Raw genomic sequence first — 14490 nt, forward strand, 5'->3', positions numbered from 1 at the left:
CAATTAAACCTGAGTTACGAAGGTACAATTATATAAAAAACGTCCCTATCTTGGGTAGAATGGTGTTTGTCTAGAACATCACCAACCAAGAGAGGAGCGACTTTAAGGTGGAGTCTACCATAATGCAAAGCTTGTGGAGTGTCGTAAGGAGTATTATTCTCTCCAATTCATCGAGATCTCGTCTGCGGACCGAGGAAGCAAGTCTGATGCGTTAATGTATTGTTAGACGACCCTCATCTACTCCTTTAGGTCAGCCTTCACATCCTATAATTTGATATCACATCCATCAAGAGGTTTGCCACTTTCAATAAGTTTTACCGCTTCAATAATAGCATTCTTTTGAAAATCAGTAAGATTCTCTTCATTCCCATTCCAATTGTTAAGCCACCAAAAGAAGGAACTAATATTTCTATATTCCATAAACAAAGGGATCCTCTGGATCCATTCTTGCTCTATGCTATTCTGCTTGATATAACCTTCTAGAAATTCATTTAAAAAATGCTTTGCAAATTCATGTTTCGATCTCCAAGCCTTATAATGTGAACCCCACCAAACAGCGTGAGTAGCGGCGATTCCAATATCAAGTGCAAACCACCCATACAACGAATCATCAAAATCAAAAACAGTTATCTTCCCTTGATCGATAAGAAAATTATAAGGATGAAAGTCATAATGGATCAGACCGTATGATTCTTTGCGTTTAGGAAGGTTTTTCATTTCCTTTTCAATTGTTCTGAGTTTATTGAGGAGTATTTGATAATTACCAAAATGTAAATGTGGATTGTTTATTTCCGATACATTCCATTCCATCCTTTTGTATTTCAAATCGCCAGGATCATAAGATTTTGTCAACCGATGCATTGACCCCATTGTTTCGCCCCATGTTTTAAATAAGCTCTGTCCCCATAATTTTGGATCGCTATCGAAAAAAATGCCAGGGGCTCCTTCGAACACAGTCGCAATATAACACTTTTCATAGTCCTTACATACAGCAGTTAATTCACCTTCTATAGTTTGGATTGGCAAAGCTGCATGAATGCCTCTTTCAACTAAATACCGTACCCAATGGACTTCTGCCTTAATATTAAGCTCAAATTCAACTGGTTTTTCAGATAAACGTAAAAAATATACCTTATTCCCTTTATTAAGCCTGTATACTTCATTACAAGAATTGCTTACGAACTTTAACGTATTAGTATCAAATCCAAATGAATTAGCTGCTTGAGAAAGTATTTTATTACCGACCAAAATGATTCTCCTTTTCTACTTCAATGTTATTTCATTCAAGTGTGAGTTTCGGAGTGTTTCATCGAACGTTCCTGTATTCACTAACCAGCTTACCAGGGTGTCCGGAGAATGCCGGACCAAGGAGGAATGTCCGATACGTGAATTTATTGTGATCTAATGAGTGACCTTATTCTGAAAATTCAATCAAAAATGGATGGCTTTTCTCATCTAATGCATTATGAATTCTGTCATAAAAATTTCCCCATGTTATCATTTGCCCAGCTTCTTCTAAAGTAAAGTAGCCCACCACTTCACTTTCATCACTGGTAGTTAAAGCTCCACCAATCGGTTTTCCAGTAAATATATTGTTGCATACGCCTCGCGTTATGTTCTGATACAATCCACAAAATTTAATTAATTCAATGTCAATCCCTGTTTCCTCTTTCACTTCTCGAACTGCTGCCTGCCTAATAGTCTCTCCTTCTTCAACACAACCTTGAGGCATTTCCCAACCTCTTCGACCTTTCATAAGTAAAATCTCATTATGTTCATTGAGAACGATTACACTAGCAGAAACGATAAATTTCATTCTAATTCCTCCTATGTTGGTTTAAATAACCACTCTTCCTCGAATAGCTATGGCTAAATCCCTAGAACTGAAACATAATCTTGAGTTGTTAATTGCTTTTTAATCCATACAACAAACCCTATGATTAATTCACGAAGTCTCTGAACACTATTGAGAAAATCTTGTTGAAACTCATCTTTAGAACTACCAAAGAAGAAATACACATGTTCATTTATTAATTCAATTGTTATTTTCTCATCAAGAAGATTAGCAAACGTTTTCAAATCCTCAAGGATCACCTCCCACGTTTTTCGATGTATTTCGTTAAATGCAAAATGATCATATCCAGAAAATACATTTTCTATTGATTTCTCTATATAGCCGAATACTTCTTCATCAAAGTAAATTGAGTTCTCATTCCAACATTGCCCAAGGTACTTCCCGGGTAAAACTTCAATATAACCAGTTCCTTCAAGTTCTTCCCTATTTCTTATTATCTTCATTGTTCACCCTCGTTAAATAGTTTCGTCGATTTCACATACTTTTCTGTATATAAGACCCAGCGTATGCTGAGTGTACTGCTTATGCGGCCCAAGGATCAATGTCCACCGTTTAATTATTATATTACCTCCTGATCTTCTGCCAAAACTTGTGCTGACAGAGGGACGTATATCTCGATGTGTGAATGCTGAGTTATGGTATTTCACTGCCTTCATTGAGCAAACTAATCATTTTCCTGTTTGTTTTTAAGATTATCACTTTGTCTTTATAAGGGGACAAGAAACTACAAACCTCTTTCCGATTTGTACTATTAAATTTATGATTCCAAATAAGCATTTCAATTAGTCCTCTTAATGTTTGCTTGTATATAGATCTTTCGGAGCCTATTCTTTGTTTAACAAATCTCATGATAATTCTAAAATGTCGAATCAACACATTAGTATCTAGGTAATAAATTACATCTGCTCTTGAAAAGCTATCAGAAAGCCATTTATAATATACTCCCTCTACAATCCAACTATCATTATCAATTATTTTATGTAGTAATTTATCTCTCACGTCTGGAGAATTCTTTCCTGAAAACTCCACTTTACTGCTCCACATGACTGTATCTAGTTCGTAAAATTTTATATTTAACTTCTCTGATAAAACTTGACCAAGATATGTTTTTCCACTACCAGTTGAACCTATAATATGAATTTTTAAAGGTCGAGACATAATTAGATTCTCCTCTTTAATTTATTGCAGTGATTTCTAATCACCTTCCTGTTTTTATGCAGTTCAACAAACTCGGAGGCGTCTACCATAATATCAACTTCGAAATCCATCCAGCAGACCAAGGCTCCTTTAGGAGCCGCTGCTTGAATATAATGTTATACGACAGAATCTCATCTTTGAGTAACCAGCCGATGTTCTCATCCCATCATTGATCTGCTATATGCTCTAAAAGATCTCCAGGCTGGCACCCCAATGCCGTACATAATTTATCGATTACTTCTAACGATACATACTCATTCGTATTAAGCTTTGCCATCGTTGCCGATGAAATCCCCGTCATTTTCAATAAATCCTGCTTCTTAATCTCCCTGTCAATCAATAATTTTTGAAATGGTTTATAACTTATCATTTGGTATCCCTTCAATTTCTGAATTAAATTTTTCTTTAATTATATGAAATTATATTTTCTTAATCAAAAATACCTTTGACATGTCTTGACTATAAATTTCATTATGATAAAATAATATTTAACAAGTTAAATTTTTATTCGCAAAATAAAACATAACGGATGGTGATCATTTATGCACAATTCTTTAGAAGTCCTACTTGATTCTTTGATACGTAATCGGATTGAAGCTCTATATATCGATCTTCTCAAAAATAACTCCATCTATAATCAATACTCCTCAGATCGGAATCTTTACTTCAAACAGTTACATGAGCATTTACCTCAGGATATGCATAAAACTCTATTTCTTTACGATGACGCAGACCTTTCTGTTCAAGCAATCTTAGAACGTGAAATCTACTTACAAGGTTTTAAGGATGCTCTTCAATTACATAATGAATTAAATATATCATCTAATTGAGAGCCAAATGGCTCTCTTTTCATTTGAGTCTGTCGAAACGTTCCTGTATTCACGACGCCCCACCGACTTAAGTCCCCGTTATAATTCGGCCGCTGTGCGGATGTGTCCGATGACTGTGATTCCTTGCTACCGAAATTCCTCTTAATGCTATACCATATCTGAAATAAACATGGCTTTAGTTCCTTCTTCTGGCTTAAATCCAAATATTCCATAGAATTTTTCTGCACTATCATAGGATATAAGTACTTTTGTTTTGACATTAGAATATCGACTAAGCATTTGTTCCATCATTCTCTTTCCAATTCCTAATGATTGATATTCTTTGTGTACTAACATGTAATGAAAATATACTGTCATCACGCCGTCAGACAATGCATTTATTAAACCAACTAATTTGGTATCATCCCATGCAGTAATAACCGTATGCGAGTTGTTTATTGCTTGTCTAAGATCTTCTGGGAAATCTCCTGATTTCCAGTCCACCGAATGAAACAGTTCTTGAATTGCCTGTGTATCAATGTCTTTTATTTCTTTGAAAATAATTGTCACAATATTGCTCCTATGCTTGTTGTTTTGATTAAGAGTATCGGACAACCGTTCCTATATCCACGATGTCCCACCACGTTAATCAGCTTCTATCTAATCCTACCTAATCCTCTATCAGCCTCTAATTGAAGTTGCATGGTTTTAGGTCCCATATACTCTTGTGCAGCCCGAAGAATCTTTTCGTCGTTACCCAATATTTCCAATACCGTAACTGAAAAAATGCTATTAATTAAGTAATCATCTTTGCAATTAGATACTTCTTCAAAATAATCAAAAATACTTTCTAGAAGCTTGTTATTTCTATTCTCGCTTAATAACTTAATAATCTCAGGCATGAATATTCCCTCAATTATGACAGTTTCTAATACCATACCGTGATTCTCAATTGATTTTTTATAATCAGTACTAGTGGAAGGGAAGAAATTTAACATCATCTTTAAAAATTCCTCCGATTTTTTAATCATGAATCCCCACTCCTCTGTATAAACTGTCTTTGAATTACGATGACGCAAGTCTGAAAATTTTTGTATTTGATTCTGTTCTTTAACACAGTTCTTAACAGGGGTTTTTGATAAAGTTCTTGTATTCACGACGTCCCACCGACTTATAGAGACGAAGTCGCTGGGCGTGATGCGCTTAGTCGGTGCGGATGTGTACGGCTAATTCCACTTCCCTGCAGCTACCAAATACTTCTCCGAATCCTCATCTTACTTTGGCCGGACCGAGCTTCGAATGACTCGAAGAGTGAGATGGATCAGACTTCTTCGAATTACTAACCATTATCCATTTTTAGAAGGCCCATCTATGCTCCTCTGGCAAACACTCATCACAAAGTAATTGCCCTTCAACAACAGCTCCATTATTGAGTTCATCAATATGATTTGGTTTTTCTCTATCAGTTGCCCATGAATTACATTTTGCGCACCTTCCGCAATTCATTGCTTCTGGATCGAGATATACAGAGGAAGTGCTCTCCCAATGTAATTTCAAATCTCTCCTTATTGTAATTTCATTTTCTAGTACAGGAGTCAAGTCCCCATCGATTTCTTTATATTCTTCGTCAGTTAAGTCAATTAGATAAGCTATATTCACAAGATATGTCTTCTTACTCATTTCTTTCATCCTTTGATTTTCATGGTTTATACGTTCTTCTGGCTTTCGCATAACGTTCGTGCATTCACGACGCCTCAATGGCTTAAGGTCGGTAGGCCGAGTGGCTCCGCCACTTAGCCAGTGCATGGTTGATCGCCTGACACTGCCTCCTGGTTCCTTACGTTCTGGCGACCCAAGGAACGGATAGGTCCGATAGGTGAAAACAATGTTTCCTGCTGTTGTCGACATCATCGAGTTACATTCTAAAGCTCTTATCCGTTGTAGACATCAAGTAGATATTTGGCTTGGTTTCTAATAATAAGGTTTTTATAGTATCTTCATCATTTAGTATAATCTTTAATATTTCCTTTGTATTAGATTTTTCTATTTCCATTCCAACCACATTTTCAAAACTAAGATCATAGATAGAGCTATTATTCACCTTAAGATGTAACAATAAAGATCCATAAGCTGGTTGAAGCAAACATACTAGAGTAACATCATTCCTTTTCAGTGAAAAGAACAAATTATTATAATACCATGGCACTTCTTCATCAAAAACTTTAGGTTCTGACTCGAATAACTCGACTAATTCATAGTCTTTGGGAAATGGGTTCACTTCTTTAAAGTTCCTTTCACAATAGCTTTTATATTGTTCTGAATGTATTTAACGTTACTGAATCTACGACATCTCACCGATTTAAGCGACCAATGGGAGCGACCGCGATGCGGTTAGCGGTACGGTGGTGTCCGCTGGATACACTTCCCCGCCATTCCCCTTCGGCAGACCGAGGAGCCTCTAGGCGCCGAAGCACGGATATGATGTCTCACAAACTCCCTCGACCTATGGCCTCAAAGTCCTTAATGAGTCCTGTTGCTTTCCCAATATTGATTAATCCCCATTGAGCATATTCTTTCGCGTCCCTATCATTACCTAGAAATTTATGCGTTCGTGCAATTAACAAAACCAACCTTAAATCAAGTGGAGCTCCAAAATCTTCAATCTTCTTAGATCTAGCTATTATCTCAGCCAATGAAATTGATTTTTTATCAAGACGTTTTCTGAATTCACAATCATAGGTCGTGATTTCATTTAAAGACTTAAATTCACCAATAGAATTAGGGAGAAAATCTAGATGCACCCCCATCTCCATAACACAAGATCCACCGGATTTATCTGTCTGAATCACCAGAGTGTAAATAAAGTGATTATCAGTTGTCTTAACAAAATGATGATCGGTACCCATAAACCCAACCTCATGTAGTTTTGGAGCAAAATACACCCTGATTAACTTTCTAAAATCTTTAGTATTCACGTTTTCATATCCTTTGTGAGATTTTCGATAACGTTGTTTTATTCACAAACCCGAGAGCTTAAAGAGCACCAGCGACTGGGTCGAAGACCTAGCATCATAGGAGTTGTATGTCTGATACGACTTCCTCGAAAGATCTCTGGCAGACCAAGAGGCGTTAACCCCGCAGCGTGGTTAATTTGCTATCGGATGTTTTAGTCCCATTGAGCAACCTACAAGTTCTTTCCATATTCATTAAGTACTTTATTTACAAATTCGGTCTTCCCATCCGTATAAGACTGACGATTTTCTCTATATTTAATAGCAAGTTCTTTCTTTAGATTGGCATATTCGACTACAAATTCGGGATTGCTAATTAATGCATCTCTGAACGATATATGTCTTAATAACTCTTTGCTCTCTTTATTACAAACATATAAATGATGTTCAGGTCTCTGTATTTTTACTATACTATAAGGAACATTTGCATCTTTTCTTGCAAAAGCTTCTCTGTTCTCAACACCCAAATTCCCTTCATGATAGTAACCTAAACTTTCTAACCCTTGAATTACATCTGGAAGCAAGTCCATAGAATCAATTACTACATCAATATCTAAAATAGGTTTTGCCACTAGTCCAGGTACTGCGGTACTACCAACGTGCTCAATTCTAAGTACTAGATCCCCGATTCTTTGTTCTATGATGGATTTCAGATCAGAAAACATTTCAGGCCATTCATTTTTGTAATCTTCAATAATTATTGTTTTTTTACTCATCCTTGAGATGCCCCCAAAAAATAAAGTATTTACGAATATTTCCGATAACATTCCTGTATCTAAGAACCCGAGAGGCGTAAGATATATCGCTCCGGGTCCGACGGATTTAACCTCACAGGGCTGGCGCTGACTAGTCCGAATTAACCCACAAGGATTATTTAAAAATAGTTGTGAATATCTCTTCGAGATTCTCCCACTCATTCCCTATCCAAATCACTTCTTCGATAAACCGACTCATTGCTTTATCTTGACTATACTTTTCATGTACCCACTTAAACTCTTTGTACCAAGTTAATTTAATCGATAGTACCAACTGTTCTATCGTAAGGTTAGTATGAATTCTATAACCATCAATATATGCCCTAGTTGACTCAACATTTAATTTCCCGTCATCTAAAAGTGCACTTGAGAGTATTGCGCGGGAAATGTCGAAATCTGAGTATACGTAGTGTAGTCTATCAAAATCTAAAATATCTTCTAGCCTATCTTCGTGAAATAATAAATTGTCGACATGCATATCCCAATGCGCCCATCCTTTAGCACACTCATTAAATATATCCAAATCTAATTCTTTAAGAATAATTCTTTGATTCTCTATAGCTTCTATGTATCTTTGATTAGTCATTTTTTTCATTTCATTTAGATTTGCTTGTATCTTTTCAAACATCTCTGCCTTTGAAGGTAACTCCCACTGTAAGTATGGTAATTTCGGCATATGTGTTTTCATCCACATATGCATACGACCAGTAGCTTCACCAAGACTATACATCTGAAGACTGTTTAATTGCCCTGCTTTTATTAAATTCCCTGTGCTAAAACCAGAAATCATATAATCCTCGCCGGAAAATGTGGTATGAATATATTCACTGTTGAAACTATATACTGGCTGACAAGGAATTCCATCAAGATGCATAAGATGTTGATACTTCAGTGCGTCTCGAACCCCATCTAATCCGCGTCGATACCTTATCTTGCAATATTGTTTAACAAAGATGGGCCCAATATTAGTTGTCATAATCCACTTTAAATTACCATAACCCAAATAGTTTGATTCAACTGCATGTACAATCCATCCATATTTTGTTTCGATATCTTTTATAATTTCGTTTTGTACGGATTCAGTATTTATAACACTCATCATTTCACCATCTTTCGAATAAATTTATTCTTTATTCACGACTCGAGAGTCTTAAGTGACCGAAGCGAACGGGTTCCCAGACTTATGTTCGCATGGCTGTCCGGCTGTTCTCACTTCCCTACTCATAACTTCGGCCGGGCTTAAGGTGTTAGCACGCAGAGTGAATACGTTGTTATAAGCCCCATCTTCTTCAAATCCCTCAAGCTATCGTTTACTTAAGTGTTTAATATATCTCCCATCTGTTCCGTCTTGAAGCAACTCTAGTAACCCATCTGGTACCAGTTTTACTGTCAAATTCCCCTTAAAATAATTTAGTGGTTTCCATACTGCTTTATAGGGTTTACTTCCTTCTATACCATCTATTTCTTCCAAATCGTAAAGTGATCTATTCATAAGTTAAGTTCAGCCTCATAAATAAAATCATTTTCATGCCCAATTTGATCCTGGTAGTTGAATATATTCTCAATAATACCAATCAAGATAGGTTCTGAAATATCTGCATCAATTTCTTCTTTGACTTCACGAATTACGGTGATTTTACTACTTTCTCCATATTCAACGGTCCCCCCTATAGGTCGATAATAAGTTATGCCTACATCCTCATCAAAAAACTCTTCTAACAGTAGTTCTTCCCCTCTTCGGATAACACAAAGTGAAACTGTTCTAATCATTAATATGTCCCCCCAGCTTCTATGCAATTAGCCCACATAAATATAATTTGAGCTCTTTCAGCTAACGTTCCTGTATCCACAACCTCCCACCGACTTAAGGACCCGCCAGGGTCCGGCCGCGATGCGATTAGTAGGTGCGGATGTGTCCGGCTGCTTCCGCTTCCCTATTATTGAAAATACTTCCCCGAATCCCACTTCTAACTCCTGCCGGACCGAGGGGTATGCCCGATGCATGAATATGGCATTATAGTATGTAAGTGCATTCTTCTAAGCGTTCGGCTATTGTCAGATCAAGGGCGTATGCCCGCCGCGTGTATATTATGTTATATATGGGTACATGATTTATTAATATTTGTCTTCTCTATTTAAAAATAGTTCCATCATTTCTACTTCTTTAATAAATCGATTTTCTATGTTCTCGTTATGTTGCTCATATTCGTTTAGATATTCCAGTACACTTTCAATCGTTGCAATTTTTAATAGAACTGACATGTCCCCCAGTGAGTCCTTTTCTTCTATTAACGACCTTCTTAGTTTTTCTAGTTCCAATTTCCTTTCCATTAACTCTCGGAAACCTTTTAAAGAACTCTCTTTATTGTGTTTAAATTTTCTTTGTATATTAGTGTTTTGTAGTTGCTCTTTATATGTACTGATCGTTTCATTTCTTACCTTCACAGCACGATCATACTTTAACTGATCAGGACCGAAACGAAATTGAGTTCTCCAAGCAACAAATGTTTTTTCTGGCACTCCTAATATTTTAGCTCCGTCCCATTTATTTAAACTTCTATCTACACACAATTCAGACATTACTTCTTTTAAGGACTTACCGTACTTAGCTTCTACTAGTTCTTTGTATTCTTTATTTGTCATCCTCAAGATCCCTCCATTAAAATTCTATCATCGTACTGTCATATAACGTTCTAGTATCTACGACGTATCACCGACTTAACGCTCCGTCATGAGCCGACCGCTATGGGGTTAGTCAGTTGACCACTGATTCTACTTTTCAAAATTTCTTCTCGCGGATCGAGGAACCTTCAGGATTCGATGCGAGGATAAAATGATAAATGAAGTATTAACTGTCCAAATGCAATTCTTCTATACAAGCTTCCATAACAATTGATTTAGTACTTCCATCTCTAATCCTCTTAAAACCACATCTCTTATAGTAATTTGATAATCTAATTGAACTTCTAAAAACATCAGACTTCTTTGATAGTTTTGATTTCATTGGTTTTGCAATCACGAATACAATTCCATTCGCATTTCTGAGCATGTATTTAAAAGTATGTTGAATTAATTTTAAACCTACCTCTTGCCCTCTAAATTCCGGATGTACGTCTAATCTCTGTATGTAATATAAGTTCCCGTATTCCAAAACTTCTCCATATATATCTTCATTTACAATTCTATCAGCTCGTTCACCAATTACTGCATAATCTCCGTCTAGTACATCAAGCCAACAAAACCAAGAACCCCTCATTTCTTCTTTCCATTCATTTGGAAATTCCGTCACTTCTAATCTAGCAACAACTATTTGATCCTCATTTTTTTCAAAATAATATTTTTCTTTCAATTGATTTTCTACCTCTTGCGTCCAATGTACATTCCATATCGATTTGTTCCATTGAAACTACAACAGAGATTGTATGATAAATTGGTGGGTAGTCTTCATTAAATTCTAAATGAGGAAACTCATAAAGTGTTCCATTAGATTCATAAACCATTTTCGGTGAAACATCTATCTTTAATATTCTTTCATCCACAGATATTTCTAAAATCATTTTGGTTTCTCCTTTTATTCATAATTTCATATAAATTTTCTGTATTCATGAACTCCAAAGAGGTTGCCTGCTGAATTCCTTCTCGAAATCCATCCCCAGACCAAGGCTCAGAAGGCGCCACTACTTGTATATTATGTTGTAGGACTGAATCGCTTCGCAAATCGACCTTCACTATTTATTTTCTCCTGGTACGTATTCAATCAAATCAGATAATTTACAGTTAAATGTATCGCATAGCTTGAATAAAGTTTCCAACTTTGTTGTTTCTATATTTGTTTCCCTATAGAGCTTATTGATTGAATTCCGACTTATGCCCGATTTTACCATCAATTCTGTTATATCATCTATTCGATGTTCTGCCATGAGTTCTCGTATATTACACTTGATTATGTTCATCTTTTCCCCTCCGTAATTCTATCTTATCTTTCATATTAGTAATCATCAACAAAACCACTGATAAGAATACGTTTAGAATTGCTCTATACTAAGCTTTTGGAGTGTCATAGAGAATACACTCAGCTTTCTGCTGAGACAGATGAATATTTTAGACACTTCGTGATGCTTTGCCCGATCAACTTCAACATACAGTTTTTCTTTACGAAGACGCACAAATCTCACTCCAATCCACCCTAGAAAGAAGTATCTACATACAAGGTTTCAAAGATGCCCTACAACTATTTTGTAATTGCAGAATTCTAGTATTTAGAGGGTTATATGACCCTCTTTTTCTATTGTTTTTGATTCTGTTGTATAACTTACACGTATTCACGAACCCTGTCGGTCCACTTCCTTGGAATGCCTCGGGCGGACCTAGGATAGGTACTAGCCGGTCCGCAGGTAAATATGATGGTAGGCGATGCCGTACTAAATTAGTCCTCATTAAATGCTTTTAATTTCTTGTACTAAATTCCTGTATATATTTTTTTCGATCTTGTACATAGTGTTCAGTGTAATTAGTTCCTTTAAAACCTTCTATTACACTTCTCCAAAATGTCCTTGCCGGAAGATTGCTCTCCATTTGCGAAATCTTCCAATTCGCTTTGTACATCTTAAATGCTTCTAACGCTGCTTTACGACCTATACCTGATCTTCTGTATTTCTGTAAAACCATAAAATCGTATATCACATGCGTCGGATCTGGATCAGTATCCATATTCTCAAAAAGGACTACTATAAAACCAACGATTATACCTGCTACTTCTATAAAAAATGGATTCCATCTTTCGTCGCCTTCCCAATAATAATCTATGTTTACTTCAAATTTTCCGTTTCTATCTATATCTCGACCTGTATATTTACTGAAATCATACTCGTACAATTCATATAAATTGATTAGTATACTTTTATCTTCAGAATTTACTCGGACAAGTTTTAATTCCATGTTTGCATCTAACTCCTTTTTTGTTTTTTCAATGCACTTCATCGAAACTTCGCAGGCGACCAAGGCGTGGTATCCCCGCAACTTGAATACAGTTATGCCCGTTACTCTCTTCCAAGCATCACCTAAAACCTGTAATAAAGATTCCAACTCTATTTATTTTTTACTTTGGTATAAAAACTCAACTTCACCATCTAACAAATATCGATATTCAAATAATTGCATTGTTCTTTCCCTAATTCTCTCCCGTATAACCGTGCCTAGGCTTACCAATCCTTGTGATCCTAGGTAACCATTATTAATAAATGTCTTCTCTACAAATTTTGTTTCCCTTAAGTGATACTGTAACCATTCTTTCTGCGATTCAATTAGTGCTTCTCTTGGTTCTCTATCCAACTTAAAACTAAGCTTTTTATATATTTGATTCAACTCTTTATCCCAAATCTCTGTATATTTGCTTTCCAACGCCCCCCATCCCATTGTTGTAATAATCTCTTTTGAATTTTGAGCCTCATTAAATTCCACTTCATAATCATGATCTATAGGATTTCGAAGCATTTCATCATAAAATTCTCCTTTCAATTCATAGTTCCCAATGCTCATGGATAACACTTCATTGTTAGAAGCATCTGATCGACCTTCAGTTATTTCTTTCGGTTCTGTTCCATTACCTGTACTCACTTCATCAGGAGGCAGTTCAGAATTCATTTTTGATTTAGTTTCGCTGTTCAAGGTAGTCGATTGACTACTATTTTGGCAAGATGAAAACACTATTGTAATAAATAATAATAAGAGTATCTTACCTTTCATAAATTATCTCCTTTAATGACACATAACGTTACTGTATCCACGATCCTCCCACCAACTTAAGAGACCAATGGGAGCGGCCGCGAGGCGCTTAGTCGTACGGATGTGTCCGCTGATTCTCTTCCCTGCCGATCGAGGAGCTGTCAAGCTCCGAAGCGTGAATATAATGGTATTTGAAATCAGTTGCTTCTAGCGTTAACTCAATCCTTCTCTTACAATTTGCAATAATTCTTCTTTGTGGTCTGGGTGACATGCAATTAAATAAGGTTCTTCTTTCATTCCATTAAACTTATTTCCTTCAAAATCTATAACAAGCCCCCCTGCTTCCTTAACCATTAAGATACCTGAATACAAGTCATAACCTTCAGAATTGTACAGAACAATTCCATCAATATCTCCTTTGGCCAACATACACCATTGAAGCGTTGGAGCCCACAATCTTAACATTCGTTTAAATCTAATATCAATGTGTTGTCTTAGTTTTACTGCTTGTGGGTCGTTTTGTACTCTGTGACCTTGAATCCAACCTATATTTCCTTTGAAAATATTCGGGTTACTCTTAATTTGTATTTGTCGATTATTGCAGCTTGTCCCTTCACCAATAACAGATACAAATAAACGTTCTGTTAGAGGTTCATAGACAACTCCAAGAACAGGCTCTCTTTTGTACATTAAGGTAATTGATATCGCAAAAACAGGTAAACCAATCGCAAAATTATTAGTTCCATCTAAAGGATCAATTAACCATAACCAATCGTGCTTAGTTCCGATAAGTCCTGCCTCTTCACTGTGTATCTGATGATCTGGAAATACGTCTTGTATTTGTTTGATGATGATTTCTTCACAGATATGATCTACTTCAGTAACCACATCGCCAAATTCATCTTTAGATCTCAGTTCAACAAAGTTATCAAACTTCTCTTTAGAGATTAGACCTGCTTCCCGAATAATTCTTATTGCTATCTCTTTTGCGGTTTGAATAATCTTACGATCTATTACGCACCTCATATTGATATTGATTTTAACTGATTTAATCTAACATTTTGTGTTCACGACCACCGGCCAATGCCTGATACGTCTGGCTAAATACATTCTCCTGCTTATAACTTCTACCAGACCGA

The 14490-nt window shown here is 36.2% G+C and carries 22 protein-coding genes and 1 pseudogene; 2 read left to right on the forward strand and 21 right to left on the reverse strand.

Annotation, left to right across the window (positions count from 1 at the left end; translation table 11 throughout):
• Positions 1-264 precede the first annotated feature (264 nt).
• From FS628_RS02515 to FS628_RS02535, 5 genes are all read right to left on the reverse strand, one after another.
• Positions 265-1248, reverse strand: coding sequence for a phosphotransferase enzyme family protein (locus tag FS628_RS02515; protein WP_186327698.1), 984 nt, complete (start codon positions 1246-1248; stop codon positions 265-267).
• 166 nt (positions 1249-1414) lie between these two features.
• Positions 1415-1816, reverse strand: coding sequence for an NUDIX hydrolase (locus tag FS628_RS02520; RefSeq protein WP_145318547.1), 402 nt, complete (start codon positions 1814-1816; stop codon positions 1415-1417).
• Between the two features lie 53 nt (positions 1817-1869).
• A complete protein-coding gene (locus tag FS628_RS02525; RefSeq protein ID WP_145318550.1) occupies positions 1870-2298 on the reverse strand; it encodes a hypothetical protein in 429 nt (142 codons plus the stop codon).
• 190 nt (positions 2299-2488) lie between these two features.
• Complete coding sequence (locus FS628_RS02530) at positions 2489-3013, reverse strand: DNA topology modulation protein FlaR (RefSeq protein ID WP_145318553.1); 525 nt, start codon at positions 3011-3013, stop codon at positions 2489-2491.
• 205 nt (positions 3014-3218) lie between these two features.
• Positions 3219-3422, reverse strand: coding sequence for a helix-turn-helix domain-containing protein (locus tag FS628_RS02535; RefSeq protein ID WP_079346583.1), 204 nt, complete (start codon positions 3420-3422; stop codon positions 3219-3221).
• A gap of 172 nt (positions 3423-3594) precedes the next feature.
• On the opposite strand from FS628_RS02535, the gene FS628_RS32530 reads away from it, so the two are divergent.
• Positions 3595-3882, forward strand: coding sequence for a hypothetical protein (locus FS628_RS32530; RefSeq protein WP_145318556.1), 288 nt, complete (start codon positions 3595-3597; stop codon positions 3880-3882).
• Between the two features lie 147 nt (positions 3883-4029).
• On the opposite strand, the gene FS628_RS02545 is transcribed toward FS628_RS32530, so the two are convergent.
• From FS628_RS02545 to FS628_RS02595, 13 genes are all read right to left on the reverse strand, one after another.
• Complete coding sequence (locus FS628_RS02545; RefSeq protein ID WP_145318559.1) at positions 4030-4431, reverse strand: GNAT family N-acetyltransferase; 402 nt, start codon at positions 4429-4431, stop codon at positions 4030-4032.
• Positions 4432-4517: 86 nt separating this feature from the next.
• A complete protein-coding gene (locus FS628_RS02550; protein WP_260870912.1) occupies positions 4518-5018 on the reverse strand; it encodes a DUF7674 family protein in 501 nt (166 codons plus the stop codon).
• A 199-nt stretch (positions 5019-5217) separates the two neighbouring features.
• On the reverse strand, positions 5218-5541 hold the full coding sequence (locus FS628_RS02555) for a hypothetical protein (RefSeq protein ID WP_145318562.1): 324 nt from the start codon (positions 5539-5541) through the stop codon (positions 5218-5220).
• A 235-nt stretch (positions 5542-5776) separates the two neighbouring features.
• Positions 5777-6139 carry a hypothetical protein gene (locus tag FS628_RS02560; RefSeq protein ID WP_145318565.1) on the reverse strand — a complete coding sequence of 121 codons (363 nt, stop codon included), beginning with the start codon at positions 6137-6139 and terminating at the stop codon, positions 5777-5779.
• A gap of 208 nt (positions 6140-6347) precedes the next feature.
• Entirely contained in the window at positions 6348-6836 is a 489-nt protein-coding gene (locus tag FS628_RS02565) for a DUF4304 domain-containing protein (RefSeq protein ID WP_145318568.1), read from the reverse strand.
• A 209-nt stretch (positions 6837-7045) separates the two neighbouring features.
• The gene (locus FS628_RS02570; RefSeq protein ID WP_145318571.1) at positions 7046-7588 is read right to left on the reverse strand and encodes a GrpB family protein; all 543 of its coding nucleotides are present in this window, start codon (positions 7586-7588) and stop codon (positions 7046-7048) included.
• 154 nt (positions 7589-7742) lie between these two features.
• On the reverse strand, positions 7743-8726 hold the full coding sequence (locus tag FS628_RS02575; protein ID WP_186327700.1) for a phosphotransferase: 984 nt from the start codon (positions 8724-8726) through the stop codon (positions 7743-7745).
• A gap of 204 nt (positions 8727-8930) precedes the next feature.
• Positions 8931-9119, reverse strand: a complete 189-nt coding sequence (locus FS628_RS31865; RefSeq protein WP_222125169.1) for a hypothetical protein — start codon at positions 9117-9119, stop codon at positions 8931-8933.
• Positions 9116-9397, reverse strand: a complete 282-nt coding sequence (locus FS628_RS02580; RefSeq protein WP_145318576.1) for an NUDIX domain-containing protein — start codon at positions 9395-9397, stop codon at positions 9116-9118. The genes FS628_RS31865 and FS628_RS02580 overlap by 4 nt, the downstream gene beginning before the upstream one ends.
• A 345-nt stretch (positions 9398-9742) precedes the next feature.
• Positions 9743-10270, reverse strand: coding sequence for a hypothetical protein (locus FS628_RS02585; protein ID WP_145318579.1), 528 nt, complete (start codon positions 10268-10270; stop codon positions 9743-9745).
• A gap of 205 nt (positions 10271-10475) precedes the next feature.
• Positions 10476-10976 carry a GNAT family N-acetyltransferase gene (locus FS628_RS02590; RefSeq protein WP_260870913.1) on the reverse strand — a complete coding sequence of 167 codons (501 nt, stop codon included), beginning with the start codon at positions 10974-10976 and terminating at the stop codon, positions 10476-10478.
• Complete coding sequence (locus tag FS628_RS31235) at positions 10954-11184, reverse strand: hypothetical protein (RefSeq protein ID WP_186327777.1); 231 nt, start codon at positions 11182-11184, stop codon at positions 10954-10956. Before FS628_RS31235 ends, FS628_RS02590 begins: the two co-directional genes overlap by 23 nt.
• A 171-nt stretch (positions 11185-11355) precedes the next feature.
• The gene (locus tag FS628_RS02595) at positions 11356-11580 is read right to left on the reverse strand and encodes a helix-turn-helix domain-containing protein (protein ID WP_186327701.1); all 225 of its coding nucleotides are present in this window, start codon (positions 11578-11580) and stop codon (positions 11356-11358) included.
• Positions 11581-11637: 57 nt separating this feature from the next.
• Between FS628_RS02595 and FS628_RS32535 the strand changes: the two are divergent.
• Positions 11638-11890: pseudogene (locus FS628_RS32535) on the forward strand (hypothetical protein).
• 183 nt (positions 11891-12073) lie between these two features.
• On the opposite strand, the gene FS628_RS02605 reads toward FS628_RS32535, so the two are convergent.
• From FS628_RS02605 to FS628_RS02615, 3 genes are all read right to left on the reverse strand, one after another.
• Entirely contained in the window at positions 12074-12712 is a 639-nt protein-coding gene (locus FS628_RS02605) for a GNAT family N-acetyltransferase (RefSeq protein WP_260870914.1), read from the reverse strand.
• Between the two features lie 6 nt (positions 12713-12718).
• Positions 12719-13372 carry a lysozyme inhibitor LprI family protein gene (locus FS628_RS02610; RefSeq protein WP_145318585.1) on the reverse strand — a complete coding sequence of 218 codons (654 nt, stop codon included), beginning with the start codon at positions 13370-13372 and terminating at the stop codon, positions 12719-12721.
• Positions 13373-13564: 192 nt separating this feature from the next.
• Entirely contained in the window at positions 13565-14377 is an 813-nt protein-coding gene (locus FS628_RS02615) for an inositol monophosphatase family protein (protein WP_145318588.1), read from the reverse strand.
• Between the last annotated feature and the right edge of the window lie 113 nt (positions 14378-14490).

The organism is Paenibacillus xylanexedens, assembly GCF_007676705.1.
Taxonomy (GTDB): Bacteria; Bacillota; Bacilli; order Paenibacillales; family Paenibacillaceae; genus Paenibacillus; species Paenibacillus xylanexedens_C.

Excerpts from the sequence above, each read along its gene's own strand:
- FS628_RS02520 (WP_145318547.1), bottom strand. The coding sequence starts at position 1,816 with ATGAAATTTATCGTTTCTGCTAGTGTAATCGTTCTCAATGAACATAAT.
- FS628_RS02525 (WP_145318550.1), bottom strand. The coding sequence starts at position 2,298 with ATGAAGATAATAAGAAATAGGGAAGAACTTGAAGGAACTGGTTATATT.
- FS628_RS02530 (WP_145318553.1), bottom strand. The coding sequence starts at position 3,013 with ATGTCTCGACCTTTAAAAATTCATATTATAGGTTCAACTGGTAGTGGA.
- FS628_RS02535 (WP_079346583.1), bottom strand. The coding sequence starts at position 3,422 with ATGATAAGTTATAAACCATTTCAAAAATTATTGATTGACAGGGAGATT.
- FS628_RS32530 (WP_145318556.1), top strand. The coding sequence starts at position 3,595 with ATGCACAATTCTTTAGAAGTCCTACTTGATTCTTTGATACGTAATCGG.
- FS628_RS02555 (WP_145318562.1), bottom strand. The coding sequence starts at position 5,541 with ATGAGTAAGAAGACATATCTTGTGAATATAGCTTATCTAATTGACTTA.
- FS628_RS02570 (WP_145318571.1), bottom strand. The coding sequence starts at position 7,588 with ATGAGTAAAAAAACAATAATTATTGAAGATTACAAAAATGAATGGCCT.
- FS628_RS02575 (WP_186327700.1), bottom strand. The coding sequence starts at position 8,726 with ATGAGTGTTATAAATACTGAATCCGTACAAAACGAAATTATAAAAGAT.
- FS628_RS31865 (WP_222125169.1), bottom strand. The coding sequence starts at position 9,119 with ATGAATAGATCACTTTACGATTTGGAAGAAATAGATGGTATAGAAGGA.
- FS628_RS02580 (WP_145318576.1), bottom strand. The coding sequence starts at position 9,397 with ATGATTAGAACAGTTTCACTTTGTGTTATCCGAAGAGGGGAAGAACTA.
- FS628_RS02585 (WP_145318579.1), bottom strand. The coding sequence starts at position 10,270 with ATGACAAATAAAGAATACAAAGAACTAGTAGAAGCTAAGTACGGTAAG.
- FS628_RS31235 (WP_186327777.1), bottom strand. The coding sequence starts at position 11,184 with ATGATTTTAGAAATATCTGTGGATGAAAGAATATTAAAGATAGATGTT.
- FS628_RS02595 (WP_186327701.1), bottom strand. The coding sequence starts at position 11,580 with ATGAACATAATCAAGTGTAATATACGAGAACTCATGGCAGAACATCGA.
- FS628_RS02610 (WP_145318585.1), bottom strand. The coding sequence starts at position 13,372 with ATGAAAGGTAAGATACTCTTATTATTATTTATTACAATAGTGTTTTCA.
- FS628_RS02615 (WP_145318588.1), bottom strand. The coding sequence starts at position 14,377 with ATGAGGTGCGTAATAGATCGTAAGATTATTCAAACCGCAAAAGAGATA.